Origin of the sequence: Enorma burkinafasonensis (genome assembly GCF_902150035.1) — a bacterium.
GTDB lineage: Bacteria > Actinomycetota > Coriobacteriia > Coriobacteriales > Coriobacteriaceae > Enorma > Enorma burkinafasonensis.
The window spans coordinates 203334-221821 of sequence record NZ_LR597501.1; the positions used below are offsets into that span (position 1 = coordinate 203334).

General features: G+C 67.6%; 15 protein-coding genes. 4 read left to right on the forward strand and 11 right to left on the reverse strand.

The genetic code is table 11. The annotated features are described in order from the left end of the window. Positions 1 to 78: 78 nt before the first annotated feature. The 9 genes from plsX to FS885_RS00995 all read right to left on the reverse strand — a co-directional run bounded on the left by plsX (position 79) and on the right by FS885_RS00995 (position 8044). Entirely contained in the window at positions 79 to 1101 is a 1023-nt protein-coding gene (gene plsX / locus FS885_RS00955; protein WP_144743087.1) for a phosphate acyltransferase PlsX, read from the reverse strand. A 122-nt stretch (positions 1102 to 1223) separates the two neighbouring features. Continuing rightward, entirely contained in the window at positions 1224 to 1403 is a 180-nt protein-coding gene (gene rpmF / locus FS885_RS00960; RefSeq protein WP_019128440.1) for a 50S ribosomal protein L32, read from the reverse strand. A 151-nt stretch (positions 1404 to 1554) separates the two neighbouring features. After that, positions 1555 to 2109, reverse strand: a complete 555-nt coding sequence (locus FS885_RS00965) for a YceD family protein (RefSeq protein WP_144743089.1) — start codon at positions 2107 to 2109, stop codon at positions 1555 to 1557. Between the two features lies 1 nt (position 2110). Beyond that, complete coding sequence (locus FS885_RS00970; RefSeq protein ID WP_144743091.1) at positions 2111 to 2611, reverse strand: ATP synthase subunit B family protein; 501 nt, start codon at positions 2609 to 2611, stop codon at positions 2111 to 2113. A 57-nt stretch (positions 2612 to 2668) separates the two neighbouring features. Next, positions 2669 to 3178, reverse strand: a complete 510-nt coding sequence (gene coaD, locus FS885_RS00975) for a pantetheine-phosphate adenylyltransferase (protein WP_144743093.1) — start codon at positions 3176 to 3178, stop codon at positions 2669 to 2671. Positions 3179 to 3183: 5 nt separating this feature from the next. After that, on the reverse strand, positions 3184 to 3783 hold the full coding sequence (gene rsmD / locus FS885_RS00980; RefSeq protein WP_144743094.1) for a 16S rRNA (guanine(966)-N(2))-methyltransferase RsmD: 600 nt from the start codon (positions 3781 to 3783) through the stop codon (positions 3184 to 3186). Beyond that, positions 3780 to 5966, reverse strand: coding sequence for an ATP-dependent DNA helicase RecG (gene recG / locus FS885_RS00985; RefSeq protein ID WP_144743096.1), 2187 nt, complete (start codon positions 5964 to 5966; stop codon positions 3780 to 3782). The genes rsmD and recG overlap by 4 nt, the downstream gene beginning before the upstream one ends. An 11-nt stretch (positions 5967 to 5977) precedes the next feature. Further along, positions 5978 to 7642, reverse strand: coding sequence for a DAK2 domain-containing protein (locus FS885_RS00990; protein ID WP_144743098.1), 1665 nt, complete (start codon positions 7640 to 7642; stop codon positions 5978 to 5980). A gap of 48 nt (positions 7643 to 7690) precedes the next feature. After that, on the reverse strand, positions 7691 to 8044 hold the full coding sequence (locus FS885_RS00995; RefSeq protein ID WP_144743100.1) for an Asp23/Gls24 family envelope stress response protein: 354 nt from the start codon (positions 8042 to 8044) through the stop codon (positions 7691 to 7693). 302 nt (positions 8045 to 8346) lie between these two features. Here FS885_RS00995 and FS885_RS01000 point away from each other — a divergent pair, with 302 nt between their 5' ends. Continuing rightward, a complete protein-coding gene (locus FS885_RS01000) occupies positions 8347 to 9702 on the forward strand; it encodes a MurT ligase domain-containing protein (protein ID WP_186365716.1) in 1356 nt (451 codons plus the stop codon). Between the two features lie 62 nt (positions 9703 to 9764). Here the strand turns inward: FS885_RS01000 and FS885_RS01005 are convergent, their stop codons facing one another. Both FS885_RS01005 and FS885_RS01010 read right to left on the reverse strand, forming a co-directional pair. After that, on the reverse strand, positions 9765 to 11579 hold the full coding sequence (locus tag FS885_RS01005) for an ABC transporter ATP-binding protein (protein WP_144743104.1): 1815 nt from the start codon (positions 11577 to 11579) through the stop codon (positions 9765 to 9767). Continuing rightward, positions 11579 to 13882 (reverse strand): ABC transporter ATP-binding protein, encoded by a 2304-nt coding sequence (locus FS885_RS01010; protein WP_144743106.1) that lies wholly within the window; start codon positions 13880 to 13882, stop codon positions 11579 to 11581. Before FS885_RS01010 ends, FS885_RS01005 begins: the two co-directional genes overlap by 1 nt. Before the next feature lie 323 nt (positions 13883 to 14205). Here FS885_RS01010 and rpmB point away from each other — a divergent pair, with 323 nt between their 5' ends. The 3 genes from rpmB to FS885_RS01025 all read left to right on the forward strand — a co-directional run bounded on the left by rpmB (position 14206) and on the right by FS885_RS01025 (position 18222). After that, complete coding sequence (gene rpmB / locus FS885_RS01015; RefSeq protein WP_019128451.1) at positions 14206 to 14394, forward strand: 50S ribosomal protein L28; 189 nt, start codon at positions 14206 to 14208, stop codon at positions 14392 to 14394. A gap of 329 nt (positions 14395 to 14723) precedes the next feature. Further along, on the forward strand, positions 14724 to 17369 hold the full coding sequence (gene adhE, locus FS885_RS01020; RefSeq protein WP_144743108.1) for a bifunctional acetaldehyde-CoA/alcohol dehydrogenase: 2646 nt from the start codon (positions 14724 to 14726) through the stop codon (positions 17367 to 17369). 85 nt (positions 17370 to 17454) lie between these two features. After that, positions 17455 to 18222, forward strand: a complete 768-nt coding sequence (locus tag FS885_RS01025; protein ID WP_144743110.1) for a phosphotransferase family protein — start codon at positions 17455 to 17457, stop codon at positions 18220 to 18222. Positions 18223 to 18488: the final 266 nt, after the last annotated feature.

Below are 18488 nucleotides of genomic sequence, written 5' to 3' on the forward strand. Positions count from 1 at the left end.
ACCCCTCGATTCTACCCGTAAACGCCGCAGCCCATGAAGCGGGAGCGGCGAATGCCGGGGGCGAGGCGCAGGCGGTCCCTATTTCACGACGATGGAGTCGACGGCCGCCGTCACGCCCTCGATGAGCCCGGCGCGCACGGCCTCGGCCGTGGCGAGCGTGCCGTTCTTCACGGCCTCGACGGAGGTCGCGCCGTGCCCGATGAGCACGACGCCCTTGAGGCCCAGAAGGATCGCGCCGCCCTTGGCGTCGCCCGAGAGCTTGGCCTTGAGCGCGGAAAGCTCGTCCTTGAGCAGAAGCGCTGCGAGCTTGCCCTTGAGCGAGCCCAGAAGGGCGCCCTTGAGCTCGGAGAAGAGGAACTTCGCGCAGCCCTCGGTGGCCTTCAGGGCGACGTTTCCGGAAAACCCGTCGGCGACCACGACGTCATAGTCGCCCGAGACGAGGTCGCTCCCCTCGCAGTTGCCCGCGAAGCCCTCGAGGCGCCCCTTCATGAGCTTGAAGCACTCCTTGGTGAAGTGCGAGCCCTTGGAGTCCTCGGTGCCGTTGGAGAGCAGGCCGATGCGTGGGGCGGCGATGCCGCAGACCACGCGCGCGTAGGCAGCGCCCATCTGGGCGAACCGCAGCATGTCGCCCGGCTCCACATCGGGGTTCGCGCCCATGTCGCAGAAGACCGTGAGCGCGCCCTTGCGGTTGGGGACCGCCGTGGTGATGCAGGGGCGGATGGGGTGCTGCTCGCCGTCCTCCTCGTACTTGAACGGCGTGACGTAGGCCGTGGCGGCCGCGGTGACGGCACCGGTGGCGCCGGCGGAGAAGAAGCCCTGGGCGGAGCCCTTCTTGATGGCGCGGCAGGCGACGACGATCGACGACTTGCGCTTGGACATCACGGCCTTGATGGGGTCGTCGCCCATCTCGATGACGTCGGGTGCCGCGAGCGGCTCGACGCGGTCGTGCGCCTCCGCGAAGGGGACGACCAGCTCCTCGGGGCCGACGGCGAGCACCGTCAGCTCGGGGTCGGCGGCGACCGCCGCCAGGATGCCGTCGAGGACGACCTGGGGCTCCTCGTCCCCGCCCATCACGTCGACGGCAACACGGACCTCACTCATCGCGAAACTCCTTGAGATAGTGAAAAGGCCGACTCGCGAGCCGGCCTCATCGATCCTTGAAACGGCCCAGCCGCTTCCCATCGCCTGCGGTGCTACCCGAGGCGTCACCGTGCGCCGCGGCGCTACTCGGTGACGATGACCTCACGGTCCTTGTAGTAGCCGCAGTTGGGGCACACGTGATGCGGGAGCTTCACGGCACCGCAGCGCGGGCAGGTGGAGCGGGAGGGGGCGTCGATCTTCATGTTGGCCGAGCGACGGTTATGCGTGCGGATGCGGCCCTGCTTTTGCTTGGGTACTGGCATGATGACCTTCCTTATATCTACGTACAGCGTGAATACGCGCAAGCAGTGATATTAGCATACCACCTGCAAGGATGTACAGAAGTTATTTCCTGCGATGGGCTCGACCATAGAACATGCAGGATTTCCGCACATGGCGGGGTGCAGGCGCGCCCTAATCGTCGAACTTGAGGCCCTTCAGCGCCGCGAAGGGGTTGTCGTCGGCCTGGGCGCGCTCCTCGCGGGCGCGCTCGGCGCAATCGCACTGCTCGCGGTTGAGGTTGCAGCCGCACGTGGGGCACAGCCCCGCGCAGTCGGGCTTGCACAGCACCACGAACGGCGTGTCGAGCACCACGGCGTCCGAGATCGCCTCGGCGAGGTCGAGCGTGCGCTCGGGGCCGATGACGTCGAAGCCGTCCTCGAACGCCTCGGGGTCGTCGGGCTCGTCGAAGAGGTAGTACTCCTCGATCTCGCTCGCGATGTCGAGGTGCGCCGGGTCGAGGCACAGATCGCACTGGCCGACGGCCTCCGCGCGGACGATACCCGTCACGAGCACGCCGTCGCCGGTGTGCGTGAGCACGACGTCGTAGGAGACGCCGTGGGGCAGCGCGAACTCCTTGTCGCCCACCCGGTAGGAGACGGCGTCGATGGTGCCCGCGAGCGGGTAGCTGTCACCGGGGTTCTCGAGGTGGTCGGCGAGCGGGATGCGCACCGCTTCGAAGAGCGCCATGTTACCAGGCACCGTTCTGGGCGTTGTTGGCGCCCTCGTTGAGCTGCTGGCGGCAGCGGGCGACGGTGTTGGTGAGGCTCTTCAGGTTCTCCTCGAGATGCGTGAAGACCTGCTCGGCGTAGTCCTCGGCGGCGTATCGGGTCTCGCGCTCGTACTGCTGGGCGCGGTCGCGGATGTCGTCTGCCTGCTGCTGGGCGAGGCGGACGATCTCCTGCTCGCCGGCGATGGTCAGGGCCTGCTGCTGGGCGTCGGCGATGATGGAGTCCGCCTGGGCGGTCGCCGAGGCGAGCAGCTCGTCGCGTTCCTTCAGGATGCGGCGGGACTTCTGCCACTCGTCGGGGTAGCTCATGCGGATCTCGTCGAGGATGTTGTAGAAGACGTCGGCCTCGATGACCTTGAACTGCGCGTTCTTGCCGAACGGCGGCTTGGCCTCCTCGATGAGGGCTTCGAGCTCCTCGACCAGGCTCACGATTCTGTCGCCCGGAAAGTTCTCGCCCGGCATCGGATCTCCTCTCGTAGGGTACGTGTCAATCTGTCATGGTACCACATGGTACCCCGGCTACGAGGCGAAGCGGCGCTTGAGCGCGCGGACCACGTTCTCGGGGACGAATTCCGACACATCTCCACCAAACGACGCGATCTGGCGCACCACCGAGGACGAGAGGTAGCCGTACTGCGGGGAGCTCATGACGAAGATCGACTCGAGCTCGGCATCCAACCGATAGTTCAGGTCAGCCTGCTGGAGCTCGTACTCGAAGTCGGTCATCGCGCGCAGGCCCTTGACGACCGCGCCGGCGCCCACCTCGCGGGCGAAGTCCACAAGCAGCCCCGTGAACGGCCGGACCTCGACTTTGGACAGGTCATCGTAGGCGGAAAGCGCCTCGCGGGCGAGCTCCACGCGCTCGTCGAGCGTGAAGGTGGTGCCCACGCCGTTCTTGCCGAGCGACGCGGCGACGGCGACGGTCACGCGCGGGCAGATGCGGCTCGCCCGGCGCACGACGTCGACGTGGCCGAAGGTGATGGGGTCGAAGGTGCCCGGCACGAGCACGTGCTCTATCCTGTCTGCCATGGCCATCACGAAGATCCTTCCTGGTCCGGTTGCATGGTGGGGCGGAGCACGTCGATCGAGGTGCCCCCGTAGCGCTTGGACTTCACGCACGCGAAGCCGCGGGGCACCGCGCCCGCGCGCTCGCTCGCGCGCTCGCTCAGCACGACGGCGCCCGGTGCGATGAGCCCGCGGTCCGCGAGCGCCTCGAGCAGCTGCTCGGCCGGTGCGGGCCCGAGCGCGTAGGGCGGGTCGATGAGTACGACATCGAAGGGGCCGCCCGGCACCCGGCCGCGCGCGACCGCGGCGAGCACGTCGGCCGTGACCACGGTCCAGCTCCCCCGCTCGGCACCGAGCGTCTCGAGGTTGCGCCTGATGAGGGCTGCCGCACGCCGGTCGCTATCGAAGAACGTGGCGTGCGCCGCCCCGCGCGAGAGCAGCTCGATGCCGAGCGCGCCCGAGCCCCCGAAGGCGTCGAGCACGCGCGCGCCCTCGATGCCCTCGTCGAGCGCCGAGATCGCGATCGACGCGCACGCCTCGCGCACGCGGTCGGTCGTGGGCCGCGTGACCGCGCGCCCTGTGGGCTCGGCGAGCTTCCTGCCGCGCCAGATGCCTCCGACGATCCTCATCCCCCACTCACCTCTCTGAACACGTCGCCGTAGCGCCTGATGACCTCGTGGCGGAGCGGGAGCGTGGGCCGGGCGGCAAGCGTCGGCGCGTAGCGCAGGAGCTCGACCGCGTCGTCGTGGGCGGCCTCGATGAGCTCGCCGTCGGCATCGAGATCGACGAAGCGCAAGGTGACGCCGCCGTGCTGCCTCAGGCCCAAGATCTCGCCCTCGTGCCTGAGGCGCAGGTCCAGCTCGGCGAGCTCGAAGCCGTCCGCGGTGCGCTCGAGCGCCTCCAGGCGCTCCTGGGCCGTCGAGCGCGCGCCGCTCCCCTTCGCATGCGTCATGATATAGCACTCCCCCGCCCAGCGCCCGCGGCCCACGCGGCCGCGGAGCTGATGGAGGGTCGCGAGACCGAAGCGCTCCCCGTCCTCGATGACCATGACCGTGGCCTCCGGCACGTCGACGCCCACCTCGACGACGGTGGTCGAGACCAGGATCTCAACCTCGCCGGTCCTGAAGGCGTCGATCACGCGGTCCTTCTCGGCGTTGGCGAGCCTGCCGTGGAGCGCCGCCACCTTCGCCTCGGGAAAGGCCCGCTCGAGCCGCTCGAGCTCCGTGGTCACGCTGTGCAGGCGCGCCTTGGGCTGCTCGGCGCCGTTCTCCGCGACGGCGAGGCCGGGCACGTCCTCGAGCTCGCCGGCGTCGTCACCGTCCTCCACGAGCGGGCAGATCACGTAGGCGCGCCGCCCCGCGCCGAGCGCCTCGCGGATCGCCCCGTAGGCGATGTCGCGGTTGCGCTCGGTGAGCACCCGCGTGGTGACGCCCGCGCCGGCGTTCGGCCGCGTGCGGATGACGCTCGTGTCGAGGTCGCCGTAGACGGACAGGGCGAGCGTGCGCGGGATGGGCGTGGCGGTCATGACGAGCAGGTCGGCGCCGGGGCCCTTGGAGCGCAGGGCGTTGCGCTGCCCCACGCCGAAGCGGTGCTGCTCGTCGATCACGACGAGCGAGAGCCGCGCGAAGGTGACGTCCTCGGAGAGGACGGCATGCGTGCCGAAGAGCACCGTGAGGGTGCCCGCCGCGGCCTCGGCGGTGATGTGGGCGCGCTCGCGGGCGGGCGTGGCCCCGGTGAGGAGCGCCCACCGTATGCCCGCCGCATCGAGCAGGGGCCCGCACTTCACGGCGTACTGCCCGGCGAGCACGCCCGTCGGCGCCATGACGCACGCCTGCGTCCCGGTATCGGCGACCGCGGCCAGCGCGACGCAGGCGACCGCGGTCTTGCCGGTGCCCACGTCACCCAGAAGCAGCCGGTTCATGATGCGCTCACCCGAGGACATGTCGGTGAGGATATCGCGGGCGGCCGCCTCCTGCTCCTCGGTGAGCGTGAAGGGCAGCGCGGCGCGCAGGGCCTCGACGTGGCTTCCCGGCGTGTGGGCGACGCCGGCGATGCCGAGCAGGTTGCAGTCGTTGCGCAGGCGCAGCGCCAACTGGAGGTAGAGCAGCTCGTCGTAGGCGAGCCGCTCGCGGGCGCGGTCGCGCTCGACGAAATCGACGGGGAAATGGATGGCCCTGAGCGCGGCGGAGGCGCTCATGAGGCCGCGGCGGGCACGCAGCCGTGCGGGCAGCGCGTCGATAAGGCCCGCCACCCCGGCGAGCGCGCCGGAGACGATCCGGCGCATCCAGGCGACCGATATGCCCTCGCCAACCGGGTGCACGGGCATGATCGTGCCCGACTGCGCGCGCTCGTCGAGCTTCTCGAAGTGCGGCGAGGACATCTGCTTGAACCCGTAGGCGAACTCGACCTTGCCCATCACGGCGAGCCGGTCGCCCTGGGAGAGGTCGCGGGCGATCCAGGGCTGCTTGAAGAAGGCTACCTGCAGGACGCCCGTCCCGTCGACGAGGGACACCTCCACCACGGAGAGCCGCGGCCGGGGGCGCTTCTCGCGCACCCGGTCGACCGTCGCGACGACGGTCGCGACCTGCCCGAGCGGCGCCTCCTCGATGGTGTAGGCGTGGCTGAAGTCGAGATAGCGGCGGGGAACTCGCATGAGCAGGTCGCCCACCGTGTCCACGCCGAGCCTGCGCAGGGCCTCCTCGCGCGCGCCCGAGACGTACTTCAGGCGCGCGACGTCCTCGTCGAGCATGGAGGCGCGCAAAAGACGGCCCGCGACGCGGGGCACCGCGTAGCGGGCGGTCTCGTGTTCCATGGACCCCGTGCCTACTCGATCGAGAAGATGACGGGGTACAGCGGCTGCTCGCCGCGGTGCGAATCGATCTCGAGGTCGGGCTGGGCCTCCTCGATGGCGGCGATCAGGTCCTCGAAGTCCTCGTCGGACATGTCGGCGCCGGCGAGGATGGTGAGGGAGTCGCCCTCCTCGTCCTCCTGCATGCGGTTGATGCACTCGAGGGTGACCTGCTTGACGTCGGAGCCGACCACCTCGATGGAGCCGGAGACGATGCCCATGACGTCACCCGCGTGGATCGGTGAGCCGTCGGCGGCGGACGAGTCGCGGACGGCGGTGGTGACCTCCCCGTCGCGGACCTCGCCGATGGCCTCGGTCATCGCGGCGACCGCGTCCTCGAGCGAGGAGTCGGGAAGCACCGCGAACAGCGCGCTGAAGGCCTGCGGCACGGTCTTGGTGGGCACCACCGCGACCCGCTTGTCCTCGCAGGCGCTCGCGGCGGCCTCGGCGGCCATGCGGATGTTGCCGTTGTCGGGCAGGATGATGACCGCCTCGGCGTTGACGCGCATCACCGCGTCGAGCAGGTCGGCGGTGGAGGGGTTCATGGTCTGGCCGCCCGAGACGACCACGTCGACGCCGAGCGACTCCAGGATCTCGGCCTCGCCCGAGCCGGCGGCGACGGCGACGAAGCCGAGCGGCTTGGCCGGCGCGGCGGGGGCGCCGTCCTGGTCCTCATGGATCTTGGCGGTGCGCTCGGCGCTCTCCATGTCCATGTTGTGGATGAACACCTCGTAGATCTGGCCGAGCTGGAGCATGTGCTCGAGCACGAGGTTGGGCGTGTTGCTGTGCACGTGGATCTTGTAGTCGGGGTACGACCCCACGAGGAGCTCGCAGTCGCCCATGGAGGCGAGGAACGCCAGGCACTCGTCCTCGTCGAAGGGGGCGTCGGCCTTGAAGAGGAACTCGTTGCAGTAGCGGTACTCCGAGCCCTCCCAGTCGTCGTTCGCCTCGATCTTCACCTGGGCGAGCGCGCCCTCGCGCGCCGAGTCCGCATCGAAGGTGGCCGAGAACTCCTCGACCTTGACCGTGGAGCGGCCGAGCGCCGCGGCGACGAAGTTCTCGAGGAAGATCGCGAAGCCGAACGCGCCGGAGTCCACGACGCCGTTCTCCTTGAGCACGGGGAGCAGGTCGGGCGTGCGGGCGACCGACTCGTACGCCTCGACGACGATGGCGTCGAGCGTCTCCTCCACCGAGTCGCGCGCCTTCTCGCAGGCGTCGGCGCGGGAGGAGATGTCGCGCAGCACGGTGAGAATCGTGCCCTCGACCGGCTTGCGGACGGCCTTGAAGGCGACCTTCACCGAGCGGCGGAGCGCCTGGGCGATGTCGGCGGACGAGACGGGGTCGGTCGCGCCGATGAGACCCTCGGCCACGCCGCGCAGGATCTGGGAGGTGATGACGCCCGAGTTGCCGCGCGCGCCCATGAGCGACCCGTGGGTGATGGCGCCCGCGATGGCCTCCATGTCGGCGTCGGCGGGCAGCGCCGCGAGCTCCTTCACGACCGAGGCGAGCGTGAGCGACATGTTGGTGCCGGTGTCGCCGTCGGGCACCGGGAAGACGTTCAGCTTGTTGATGTCCTCGGACTTATCGGATACCGCGGCGGCGGCGATGGGAAAGCAGGTTCGGATGGTCTTCGCAATCATCAGCGTGTATCTCCGTCTATCGTTCGTGGTGAGGCTGCCGCGCGGGCACTAGGCGCGGTTCTTGAGGGCATCGACGTGGATGATGACCTTCAGGTGGGCAGGGTCGATCTGCGCGATCTCCTGGAGGGTGAACGCCACGGCGCTCGAGAGGTTCTCGCAGACGGACTTCATGTTGACGCCGCTCTCCAGCACCACGTGGAGGTCGACGAGCAGCCCCTCGTCGGTGGTCGAGACGAGCACGCCCTTGCGCAGGCGCTGGCCCGCGAGCAGGCGCACGCTCTCCGCGCCCTGCAGCTGCTCGGCCATGCCCACCACGCCGTAGCAGGACATGGCGGCGTAACCGGCGATATCGGCGATGACGTCGTTGGAGACGCTGAGGCTTCCGCAAATGATCTCTGGCACTGGTAGCTCCTTATCTGATGCGCACGCATCGACACGGGGAATCGACCGTTAATCCTAAGTATCTTACTACGACGCCCGGCGCGGTGCAGCTCAAATCGGCGGGTCGGCCGCCCGCTCAGGTTTTCTTCAAGCACTCCTTCCGCCGGCGGCCGGGCGCCCCCGGAGATGCACTCGGGATGTGGGGGCGCAGGCGCGCGGGTACCGCGGCGCTTCCCATTAGGTATCCTTACGAACCGTTAAGTATATGTTCAGCATTTCTAAAGCAATGCGCGGCATCCAGCCGCTCGACCGTTAGGAGCCCCATGCCCTTCCCCCGCCTCGCCTGCTTCACCGCCCGCCGCGTCCGCGACCTCGAGCACGCACTCGGCATGAACGCGGGCAACTTCCCCGGCGAGGTCGCCATGCGCCTCGATCGCGACGTCCTCTCGTTCGAGGCGGGCAAGATCACCGAGGCGGCCGTCGTCACGACGGGCACCAACGGCAAGACCACGACGAACAACCTCATGGCGAGCTGCCTGGCCGAGGCGGGCGCGGAGGTGTTCTGCAACCGCGCGGGCTCGAACCTCGAGGCCGGCATCGTCACCGCCCTCATCGACCCCCGGCGCGCGGCTTTCGCCTTCCTCGAGTGCGACGAGATGTACACGCGCTTCGTCACGCCCAAGCTCGACCCGCGCATCTTCTGCCTCATCAACCTCTTCGAGGGCGACCAGATCTACCGCTTCGGCAGCATGGACCGCATCTACGACGCCATCGCCCAGGCGCTCGACGGCGCTCCCGGGATGACGCTCGTGCTGAACGGCGACGACCCCAACTGCCAGGCCGTCGTCGAGCGCGCCGGCTCCGCGCACGACACGGTCGCCTTCGGTATCGAGGGCGCGCTCGCCGACGACGGCGCCGACGCGTTCGAGGGGGCGCGCTGCCCCGTGTGCGGCGGGCCGCTCTCGTACGCCCTGCGCCGCTACACCCAGCTCGGCCGCTGGAGCTGCCCTGCCTGCGGCGCCGCGGCGCCAAAGCTCGACGTCGTCGCACGCAACATCCGCGAGACCGAAGCCGGCTACCTCATCGACATCGCCGGCGCGACCGCCCTCGCCGGCGGCCGCGACTTCTCGCTCGTCGACGTCGAGGTGCCCTGCACCGGACTCTATATGGTGTACAACGTGCTCGCCGTGCGCATCGCGACGGCGCTGCTCGGCTGCCCCGACGAGGCCTTCAGGCGCGCGGTCTCGACCTTCGACCCCAGAAACGGGCGCCTGCAGGAGTACCGCGTCCGCGGCCGCGCGATCATGACGAACATGGCCAAGAACCCCGTCGGCTTCAACCAGAACATCCGCATGGCGCTCAAGTACCCCGAGCCCTACGCGGTCGCCTTCCTCATGGACGACATGGTGGAGTGCAACGGCGACTACAGCTGGGTCGACGGCATCGAGTTCAGCGCGCTCGCGGGCGCGGCGGGCTCGGGCGTGCCGGTGTTCTTCGGCGGCGAGATCGCCGAGCCCCTCGAGCGCGCGCTCGAGGCGGCGGGCATCGCCGCCACGCGCGCCGACACCGTCGCCTCCGTCCTCGACGGGCTCGACGCGCACGACGGCCGCAAGCTCTTCGTCATCGCCAACTACCATGCGCTCGAGCGCGTCTGCAAGGAGCTCGACGGCCTGTCATAGAGCGGCCGCCGCGCCGTGCGGCTCCGCGCGCCCGCCGGTACTGGCGGTCCGCCGGCGCGCCCTCAGGGCTCGCGGACGTCCTCGAACTGGGCGTTATAGAGCTTCGCGTAGAAGCCGCCCCGGGCGAGCAGCTCCTCGTGCGTGCCCTTCTCGACGATATCGCCGTCGTCGAGCACCAAGATGAGGTCGGCGCCCCGGATGGTCGAGAGCCGGTGCGCGATCACGAAGCTCGTCCTCCCCTGCATGAGGGCATCCATGGCGCGCTGGATGCGCTCCTCGGTACGCGTGTCCACGTTCGAGGTCGCCTCGTCCAGGATGAGGATCGGGCGGTCGGCGATGAAGGCGCGCGCGATGGTGAGGAGCTGCCGCTGGCCCTGGCTCACGTTCGACGCGTCCTCGTTGAGCTCGAAGTCGTACCCGCCCGGGAGCGTGCGGATGAAGTGGTCCGCGAGCGCGGCGCGGGCGGCGGCACGCACCTCGTCGTCGGTGGCATCGGCGCGCCCGTAGCGGATGTTCTCCAGGATCGAGCCCTTGAAGAGCCAAGTGTCCTGGAGCACCATGGCGAAGTTCGCCCGCAGCTCGTCGCGCGGCATGGCGCGCAGGTCCACGCCGTCGATGGAAATCGAGCCGTCATCCACGTCGTAGAAGCGCATGAGGAGCTTCATGAGGGTCGTCTTGCCGGCGCCCGTGGGACCCACGATGGCGACGGTCTGCCCGGGCTCCACCCTGCAGCTGAAGTCGTGGATGATCGTCTTTTCGGGCACGTACCCGAAGCGCACGTGGTCGAAGGCGACCGCGCCGCGGCACGCGGGCAGCTCGGCTGCCTTCGCATCCGGGCTCTCCTCGGGCTCCGCGAGGAACTCGAAGACGCGCTCCGCTGCCGCCGAGAGCATCTGCAGCATGTTGGAGACCTGCGTGAGCTGCGTGATGGGCTGCGTGAAGTTGCGCACGTACTGCATGAACGCCTGGATGTCGCCGACCGTGATGGCGCCCGACACGGCAAGGAAGGCGCCGATCGACACGACCGCCACGTAGGCGAGGTTCGCGACGAAGTTCATGATGGGCTGCATGAGACCGGAGAGGAACTGCGAGCGCCAGCCGGACTCGAAGAGCCCCCTGTTCTCGACATCGAACTCATCGAGCGCCCGCGTCTCGCGGTTGAAGACCTTGATGACGTTCTGCCCGGAGAAGCTCTCCTCGATGATGCCGTCGACGCGGCCGAGGAGCACCTGCTGCCGACGGAAGTAGCGCTGCGACATGCGCACCACGAGCACCACGAGCGCGAGCGACACGGGGATCGTGAGGAACGTGACGCCCGCGAGCGTGATCGAGACCGTGAGCATCATGACCGTCACGCCGATGAGCTGCGTCACGGATGTCACGAGCTGCGTCACGCTCTGGTTGAGCGACTGGCCGAGCGTGTCGACATCGTTCGTCACGCGCGAGAGCACGTCGCCCACGGAGTTCGTCTCGAAGTAGCCGAGCGGCATGCGGTCGACCTTCTGGATGATCTCGCGGCGCAGGCGGTAGCACACGCGCTGCGTGATGCCCGTCATGAGCCAGCCCTGCAGGAAGTTGAGGAAGGCGGACGTGGCGTAGAGGCACATGAGCGTCGCGAGGATGTACCCGATTCCCGCGAAGTCGACCGTACCCGTGCCGGCGACCTTCTGCGCGATACCCTCGAAGAGCTTCGTCGTCGCCTGGCCGAGGATGCGCGGCCCGATGACGTTGAAGACCACCGATCCGATCGCGCACGCGATGGCGACGATGAGCGCCGCGCGCTCCCGGGCGATGTAGGACACGAGCTTCACGATGGTGCCCTTGAAATCCTTGGCGCGCTCGGCGGCAGGCCCGCGCCCTCCCATGGGTCCCGGCATCAGCGCCCACCCCCTTCCAGGGCCACCGCATCCGCGGCGGCGGGCTCCTTATCGAGGCCGAGTTCCTCGGCCGAGAGCTGGCTCTTCGCAATCTCGAGGTACTCCGGGCAGGTGCACAGGAGCTCCTCGTGCGTGCCCTTGCCCACCACGCGGCCGTCATCGAGCACGATGATCTCCTCCGCGTGCATGATGGTCGCGATGCGCTGCGCGACGATAATCACCGCGGCATCGCCCGCGCAGCGCGCGAGCTCGGCGCGGAGCGTCGCGTCGGTCTTGTAGTCGAGCGCGCTGAACGAATCGTCGAAGACGAGAACGCGAGGCTTGATCGCCAGGGCGCGCGCGATGGACAGGCGCTGGTTCTGGCCGCCCGAGACGTTCGACCCGCCCTGCGCGATGGGGCTTTCGTAGCCGTCGGGCTTGGCCTCGATGAACTCCGTCGCCTGCGCGATCTGGGCCGCCTCGACCATGTCGGCGTCGGACATGGCCGGGTCGCCGTACTTGATGTTGCTCTCGATCGTGCCGCTGAAGAGCATGCGCTTCTGCGGCACGTAGCCGATCTGCCGGCGCAGCTCCGCGAGGCCGATATCGCGGATATCGACGCCGTCGAGCGTGATGGAGCCCTCCGTGACGTCGTAGAGGCGCGGCAGCAGTTGCACGAGCGACGACTTGCCGCAGCCCGTGGAGCCGATGATCGCGCAGGTCTTGCCCGGCTCGACCGTGAAGCTCACGTGCTCGAGCGTGGGGACGTCCGCGTCCGGATAGGTGAACGTGACGTCGTTGTAGGACACGACGCCACGCCAGCCCTCCCCGTCCTCGCGCGAGACGCGGGCCTCGGGCGCCGGGTCCACGATGCTCGAATGGGTGGCGAGCACCTCCTGCACGCGCTCGGCGGCCACGTCGGCGCGGGGCAGCATGACCGAGACCATGGTGATGATCATGAAGCTCATGATGACCTGCATCACATAGTTGATGTAGGCCATGAGGTCGCCCACCATGATGGTCCCGGCGTCGACGCCCTGGCCGCCGAACCACACGATGGCAACGGTCGAGGCGTTCATGACGAGGAGCATGACGGGCATGAGGACGGACATGCAGCGGTTCGTGAAGATATAGGCGCGCGTGAGCTCGCGGTTCGCCTCGTCGTAGCGCTCCTGCTCGTACTCCTGGCGGCCGAAGGCGCGGATGGGCATGATGCCCGTGATGACCTCGCGGGCGATGAGGTTGTTGCGGTCCACGAGCTTCTGCATGATGCGGAACTTCGGCATGGTCACGCCCATGAGCACGGCGATAGCGATGGCGATGGCCGCGACCGCCACGACGAGGATGGGCTCGAGGCCCACGGGGTTCGAGAGCACGCGCACGAGCGACCCGATGCCCATGCACGGCGCGAAGAGCACGATGCGCATGCACATGACGAGCACCATCTGGATCTGCTGGATATCGTTCGTGGCGCGCGTGATGAGCGAGGCGGCGGAGAACGTGTTCATCTCGGCCGGCGAGAAGTCGAGCACGCGGCCGTAGAGCTCGTGGCGCAGGTCGCGCGCGATGGCGGCCGAGGTCTTCGACGCGTTGAAGGCGGCGGCGATGGCGCACGTCGCCGAGAGCAGCGCGAAGCCGAGCATGGTCGCGCCCTGGCGGAAGAGGTAATCGCTCTGCACCTCGTTGAGGTCGACGCCGGCGCGCTCGTAGGCGCCGCTCACGTAGGCGATGGCGCGCGAGGAGACGATGCTGTCGCCCGTGTCGCCGAGCGCGTCGACGATGGCGGCGCGCGACGCGGCGAGGTCGCCAGCCGAGAGCAGGCCCGCGTCCACGAGCTTTGAGATGTCGTCCATATCGATGGTATCGCCGAAGACGGCCTCCATCTGCTGGAGAGCGGCGACCTGCGCCTCCGGCGAGGTGCCGGTCGAGAACACCTGCCCGACGCTTTGGGCGAACGTTTCGGTCGGGATGCCCTGTGCCATCTGGTAGACGAGCATCTCCGCTTCGGCGAGGGGTCGCTCGAGCGCGGCGCGGTCGTCGGCGGTGCCCGTGAAGGAGCGGACGGCGTCGCCCGTCCCCGCGCTGTAGGCAGCCTCGACCTGCGCGACCTCGTCCTCCGTGAGGAAGAGCTCGACCTGGGCGAGGTCGTCGGCGCGAATCTTGTCCGGCACGGGGCTCTCGATACCGCCCTGGCTGATGCCCACATCGACGATGTCGCTCATGAGCCCGGGCAGCGTGAGCTCGCAGTTCGCCTGGATGCAGAGCAGGGCGAGGGCAATCACCAGGTTCAGAAGGTGGCCCTTGAGAAATCCGAATGTCTTCACGTGACGGTCCCTCCATGCCGGCAGCGGGGAACCCATGCCCCGGTGCGCAAATGCATCTGTTCTACCCGCCCCCCGCCGTCCCAGAGGCGGCATCGGGAGGAAGGAATCTCCGCCACAGCATCTCCATTGCTTCGGTACCGAAGCATCTTGCTGCGGGGCTCCCGGCGGCCGTCGCGGACCCCATACCGCCGGCGCGCCGGGGGCACCAACGGCCATTCCTCCCAATAATCATGAAAATTGCACGCAGGAACGACGTTCTGTGCTATAGTTCCTATCTGTTTGTTCAGCCGGATGATTCCAGACCACCCAAGGAGGGTTTGAATATGTCCAAAGTTTGCGAAGTCTGCGGTAAGCACCCCGTTGCTGGTCGCTCCATCAGCCACTCCCACCGTGTGACCAACCGTAAGTTCCGTCCCAACATCCAGCGCGTCTACTGCGTCGTCGACGGTCAGCGCAAGAAGATGAACGTGTGCACCAACTGCCTCAAGTCCGGCAAGGTCGCCCGCTCGTAGCGCTCCCTCTCCTTGGGAACATCGTTGTGCCTTGGGCGCATCCCTTCGGGTGCGCCTTTTTTCATTCCGGTCGTTCCCGGCACGAAAACCAAAGCGCGCCGTTCACGCGAGACCCCATGCCCTCCCCGATGCAAGCCCTTCCGCAGCGCCGCCCGACCCCCTATCGTTACGGAAACCATGCAGGGGCTCTAACTGTGCCTTTACAATTGAAGCGCTTAAAAAGATTGAAGCGCTTTAATTTACCGTTTGCCGGAAATCTGCCGTTCGCCGAGAAATATCTTGCTAAACTTTAAGCCGTAGGGTAAGTCACCAGTCGCAAGGAGAGACACATGGTGAAAAAGCCAACGGTACCGGCAGCCCCTGAGGTCGTGGACTCCGTCGACGCCCTCGAGGCCAAGCTCGCGCACATGCGCGAGGCCCAGAAGGTCTTCGCCACCTACACCCAGGAGCAGGTCGACGAGATCTTCTACCAGGCGGCCATGGCCGCCAACAAGGCGCGCATCCCGCTCGCCAAGCTCGCGGTCGAGGAGACCGGCCGCGGCGTGCTCGAGGACAAGGTCATCAAGAACCACTACGCCGCCGAGTACATCTATAACGCCTACAAGAACACCAAGACCTGCGGCGTCATCGAGCACGATGAGGCCTACGGCATCACCAAGGTGGCCGAGCCCATCGGCATCGTCGGCGCGGTGATCCCCACCACCAACCCGACCTCCACCGCGATCTTCAAGTGCCTCATCTGCCTGAAGACCCGCAACGCCATCATCATCTCCCCGCACCCGGCTGCCGCCAAGTGCACCATCGCCGCCGCGAAGCTCGTGCTCGAGGCCGCTGTCAAGGCCGGTGCCCCCGAGGGCATCATCGGCTGGATCGACCAGCCCACCCTCGAGCTCACCAACAAGCTCATGAGCGACGTCGACATCATCCTCGCCACCGGCGGCCCCGGCATGGTGAAGAGCGCCTACTCCTCGGGCAAGCCCGCCCTCGGCGTCGGCGCCGGCAACACCCCCGTCGTGATCGACGAGACCGCCGACATCCTGAACGCGGTGAACTCCATCATCCACTCCAAGACGTTCGACAACGGCATGATCTGCGCCTCCGAGCAGTCCGTGACCGCGCTCGACTCCGTCTACGACCAGGTGAAGGCCGAGTTCCAGCGCCGCGGCTGCTACTTCGTCAAGAAGGGCAAGGAGCTCGAGGCCCTGCGCGAGGCCATGTTCAAGAACGGCGCCCTCGACCACCGCATCCCCGGCATGCCCGCCGCCAAGATCGCCGAGCTCGCCGGCATCGAGGTCCCGGCCAAGACCAAGATCCTCATCGCCGAGGTCACCTCGACCGACCCGACGAAGGAGGAGTTCAGCCACGAGAAGCTCTCCCCCGTGCTCGCCATGTACCACGCGAAGGACTTCCAGGAGGCCGTCGACAAGGCCGAGCACCTCGTGCTCGCCGGCGGCCCGGGCCACACCGCCTCGCTCTACGTCCACCCCGCCGAGAAGGACAAGATCGCGCTGTTCCAGGAGACCATGAAGGCCTGCCGCATCGTGATCAACACGCCTTCCAGCCAGGGCGGCATCGGTGACCTGTACAACTTCGCCATGAAGCCGTCCCTCACGCTGGGCTGCGGCTCCTGGGGCGGCAACTCCGTTTCCGAGAACGTTGGGGTGAAGCACTTGCTGAACATCAAGTCCGTGGCGGAGCGCCGCGAGAACATGCTGTGGTTCCGCGCTCCGGAGAAGGTCTACTTCAAGAAGGGCTCCACGCCCGTCGCGCTCGACGAGATCGGCCGCGTCATGGGCAAGAAGCGCGCCTTCATCGTCACCGACCAGTTCCTCTACAAGAACGGCAACTGCAAGGCCATCGAGGCCAAGCTCGACGAGATGGGCGTCGCGCACGATGCCTTCTACGACATCCAGCCCGACCCGCGCCTGCAGGACGCCGAGCGCGGCGTCGAGCGCATGCGCCTGTTCGAGCCCGACGTGATCATCGCCGTGGGCGGCGGCTCCGCGATGGACGCCGGCAAGATCATGTGGCTCATGTACGAGCACCCCGAGGCGAACTTCGAGGACATGGCCATGGACTTCATGGACATCCGCAAGCGCGTCTACACCTTCCCCGAGATGGGCAAGAAGGCCTACTTCGTCGCCGTCCCGACCTCCTCGGGCACCGGCTCCGAGGTGACTCCGTTCGCCATCATCACCGACGCCGAGACCGGCATCAAGTGGCCCATCGCCGACTACGCGCTGCTGCCCAACATGGCCATCGTCGACGTCGACAACGCGATGACCGCGCCCAAGGGCCTCACTTGCGCCTCCGGTATCGACGTCATGACGCACGCCATCGAGTCCTTCGTCTCGATCATGAGCTCCGACTACACCAAGGGCCTCTCCATGCGCGCCGCCAAGCTCGTCTTCGAGAACCTGCCCGCGGCCTACGAGAAGGGCGCCGCCGACCCGCACGCCCGCGAGGAGATGCACAACGCCTCCTGCCTCGCCGGCATGGCCTTCGCCAACGCCTTCCTCGGCGTGAACCACTCCATGGCCCACAAGCTCGGCGCCTTCCACCACCTGCCCCACGGTCTTGCCAACGCCGTGATCCTCACCCGCGTGATGCGCTACAACGCCGCCGAGAAGCCCGTCAAGATGGGCACCTTCTCGCAGTACCAGTACCCGCACGCGCTCAAGGACTACGCCGACCTCGGCCGTTACTGCGGCTGCACCGGCAAGGACGACCGCGAGGTGTTCGAGAACTTCATCGCCAAGCTCGAGGAGCTCATGGACACCATCGGCATCAAGAAGACCATCGCCGAGTACGGCGTGGACGAGCAGTACTTCCTCGACACCCTCGACGAGATGAGCGAGCAGGCCTTCAACGACCAGTGCACCGGCGCCAACCCGCGCTACCCGCTCATCAGCGAGATCAAGGAGCTCTACCTCGACGCGTACTACGGCCGCGAGCCCCAGTCCTACGAGGTCTAAGGTTTCCCATCGCGCCGGGATGCGTGGCATCCCGGCGCCCCCGGAACCCAAGCCTCTCAACCCTTGAGAGAAAGGACGTTGAACGATGATTCTTCCCGATTCCAAGACCGAGCTCGCCCGCCGCGGCAACAAGGTCGTCTACGACCTGGGCGATAAGATCGCGAAGGTGTTCAACGAGACCAAGCCCGTTTCCGACGTCTTCAACGAGGCGCTGAACCTCGCCCGCATCAACGAGTGCGGCATCCCGAGCCCCAAGGCGCTCGAGGTCACCGAGGTCGAGGGCGCCGAGTCCGGCTGGGCCCTCATCACGAGCAAGGTCCCCGGCGTCACCCTCGCCGAGAAGATCGACGCCGAGCCCCAGCGCTTCGGTGAGTACCTCGAGCAGTTCGTCGACCTCCAGATCGAGATCCACGGCTACAGCTCGCCGCTGCTCAACCGCCAGGACGCCAAGTACGCCCGCATGATCAACTCGCTCGAGCAGATCAACGCGACCACCCGCTACAACCTCCTCGAGCGCCTCGACGGCCTCAAGAAGGGCCAGAGCGTGTGCCACGGCGACTTCAACCCGTCGAACGTCATCGTCGGCGAGGACGGCAAGCTCGCCGTCTGCGACTGGGCGCACGCCACCCAGGGCGCTCCGGCCGCCGACGTCGCGATGACCTACCTGCTTTTCGCCCTGAAGAGCAAGGAGCAGGCCGAGGCCTACCTCGAGACCTATTGCGAGCGCGCCGACATGCCGATGCAGATCGTCCACCAGTGGATGCCCGTCATCGCCGCTTCCGAGCTCGCGCGCAAGCGCAAGGTCGACGAGGAGTTCCTCCTCAGCTGGATCGACGTGTTCGATTACCAGTAAGCGGCCGGCGCTCGACGGCGCTCCGGATATCCGGCGGATGCCGCCATCACCGCGCGACGCGTCTGCGCATGAGGCATATGACCTCGCAACAGGGCCCCGACATTCGTCGGGGCCCCTTTTTCACCCTATCCGATCGTCATCTAGACAGTTTTTTCGATTTTGCGCGATTGGGGCTCCTGCAAGGCCGATCGACGCCCTTGCCAACTGGGAAAATGTCATGAGATATCCGCCGGGTGGAGAATCCACACCGGTAAATGCCGAGATAC

What these genes read in the sequence shown, in the direction of transcription:
- plsX (WP_144743087.1), bottom strand. Translation starts at nt 1,101, where the DNA reads ATGAGTGAGGTCCGTGTTGCCGTCGACGTGATGGGCGGGGACGAGGAG.
- rpmF (WP_019128440.1), bottom strand. Translation starts at nt 1,403, where the DNA reads ATGCCAGTACCCAAGCAAAAGCAGGGCCGCATCCGCACGCATAACCGT.
- FS885_RS00965 (WP_144743089.1), bottom strand. Translation starts at nt 2,109, where the DNA reads ATGGCGCTCTTCGAAGCGGTGCGCATCCCGCTCGCCGACCACCTCGAG.
- FS885_RS00970 (WP_144743091.1), bottom strand. Translation starts at nt 2,611, where the DNA reads ATGCCGGGCGAGAACTTTCCGGGCGACAGAATCGTGAGCCTGGTCGAG.
- coaD (WP_144743093.1), bottom strand. Translation starts at nt 3,178, where the DNA reads ATGGCAGACAGGATAGAGCACGTGCTCGTGCCGGGCACCTTCGACCCC.
- rsmD (WP_144743094.1), bottom strand. Translation starts at nt 3,783, where the DNA reads ATGAGGATCGTCGGAGGCATCTGGCGCGGCAGGAAGCTCGCCGAGCCC.
- recG (WP_144743096.1), bottom strand. Translation starts at nt 5,966, where the DNA reads ATGGAACACGAGACCGCCCGCTACGCGGTGCCCCGCGTCGCGGGCCGT.
- FS885_RS00990 (WP_144743098.1), bottom strand. Translation starts at nt 7,642, where the DNA reads ATGATTGCGAAGACCATCCGAACCTGCTTTCCCATCGCCGCCGCCGCG.
- FS885_RS01000 (WP_186365716.1), top strand. Translation starts at nt 8,347, where the DNA reads ATGCCCTTCCCCCGCCTCGCCTGCTTCACCGCCCGCCGCGTCCGCGAC.
- FS885_RS01005 (WP_144743104.1), bottom strand. Translation starts at nt 11,579, where the DNA reads ATGCCGGGACCCATGGGAGGGCGCGGGCCTGCCGCCGAGCGCGCCAAG.
- rpmB (WP_019128451.1), top strand. Translation starts at nt 14,206, where the DNA reads ATGTCCAAAGTTTGCGAAGTCTGCGGTAAGCACCCCGTTGCTGGTCGC.
- adhE (WP_144743108.1), top strand. Translation starts at nt 14,724, where the DNA reads ATGGTGAAAAAGCCAACGGTACCGGCAGCCCCTGAGGTCGTGGACTCC.
- FS885_RS01025 (WP_144743110.1), top strand. Translation starts at nt 17,455, where the DNA reads ATGATTCTTCCCGATTCCAAGACCGAGCTCGCCCGCCGCGGCAACAAG.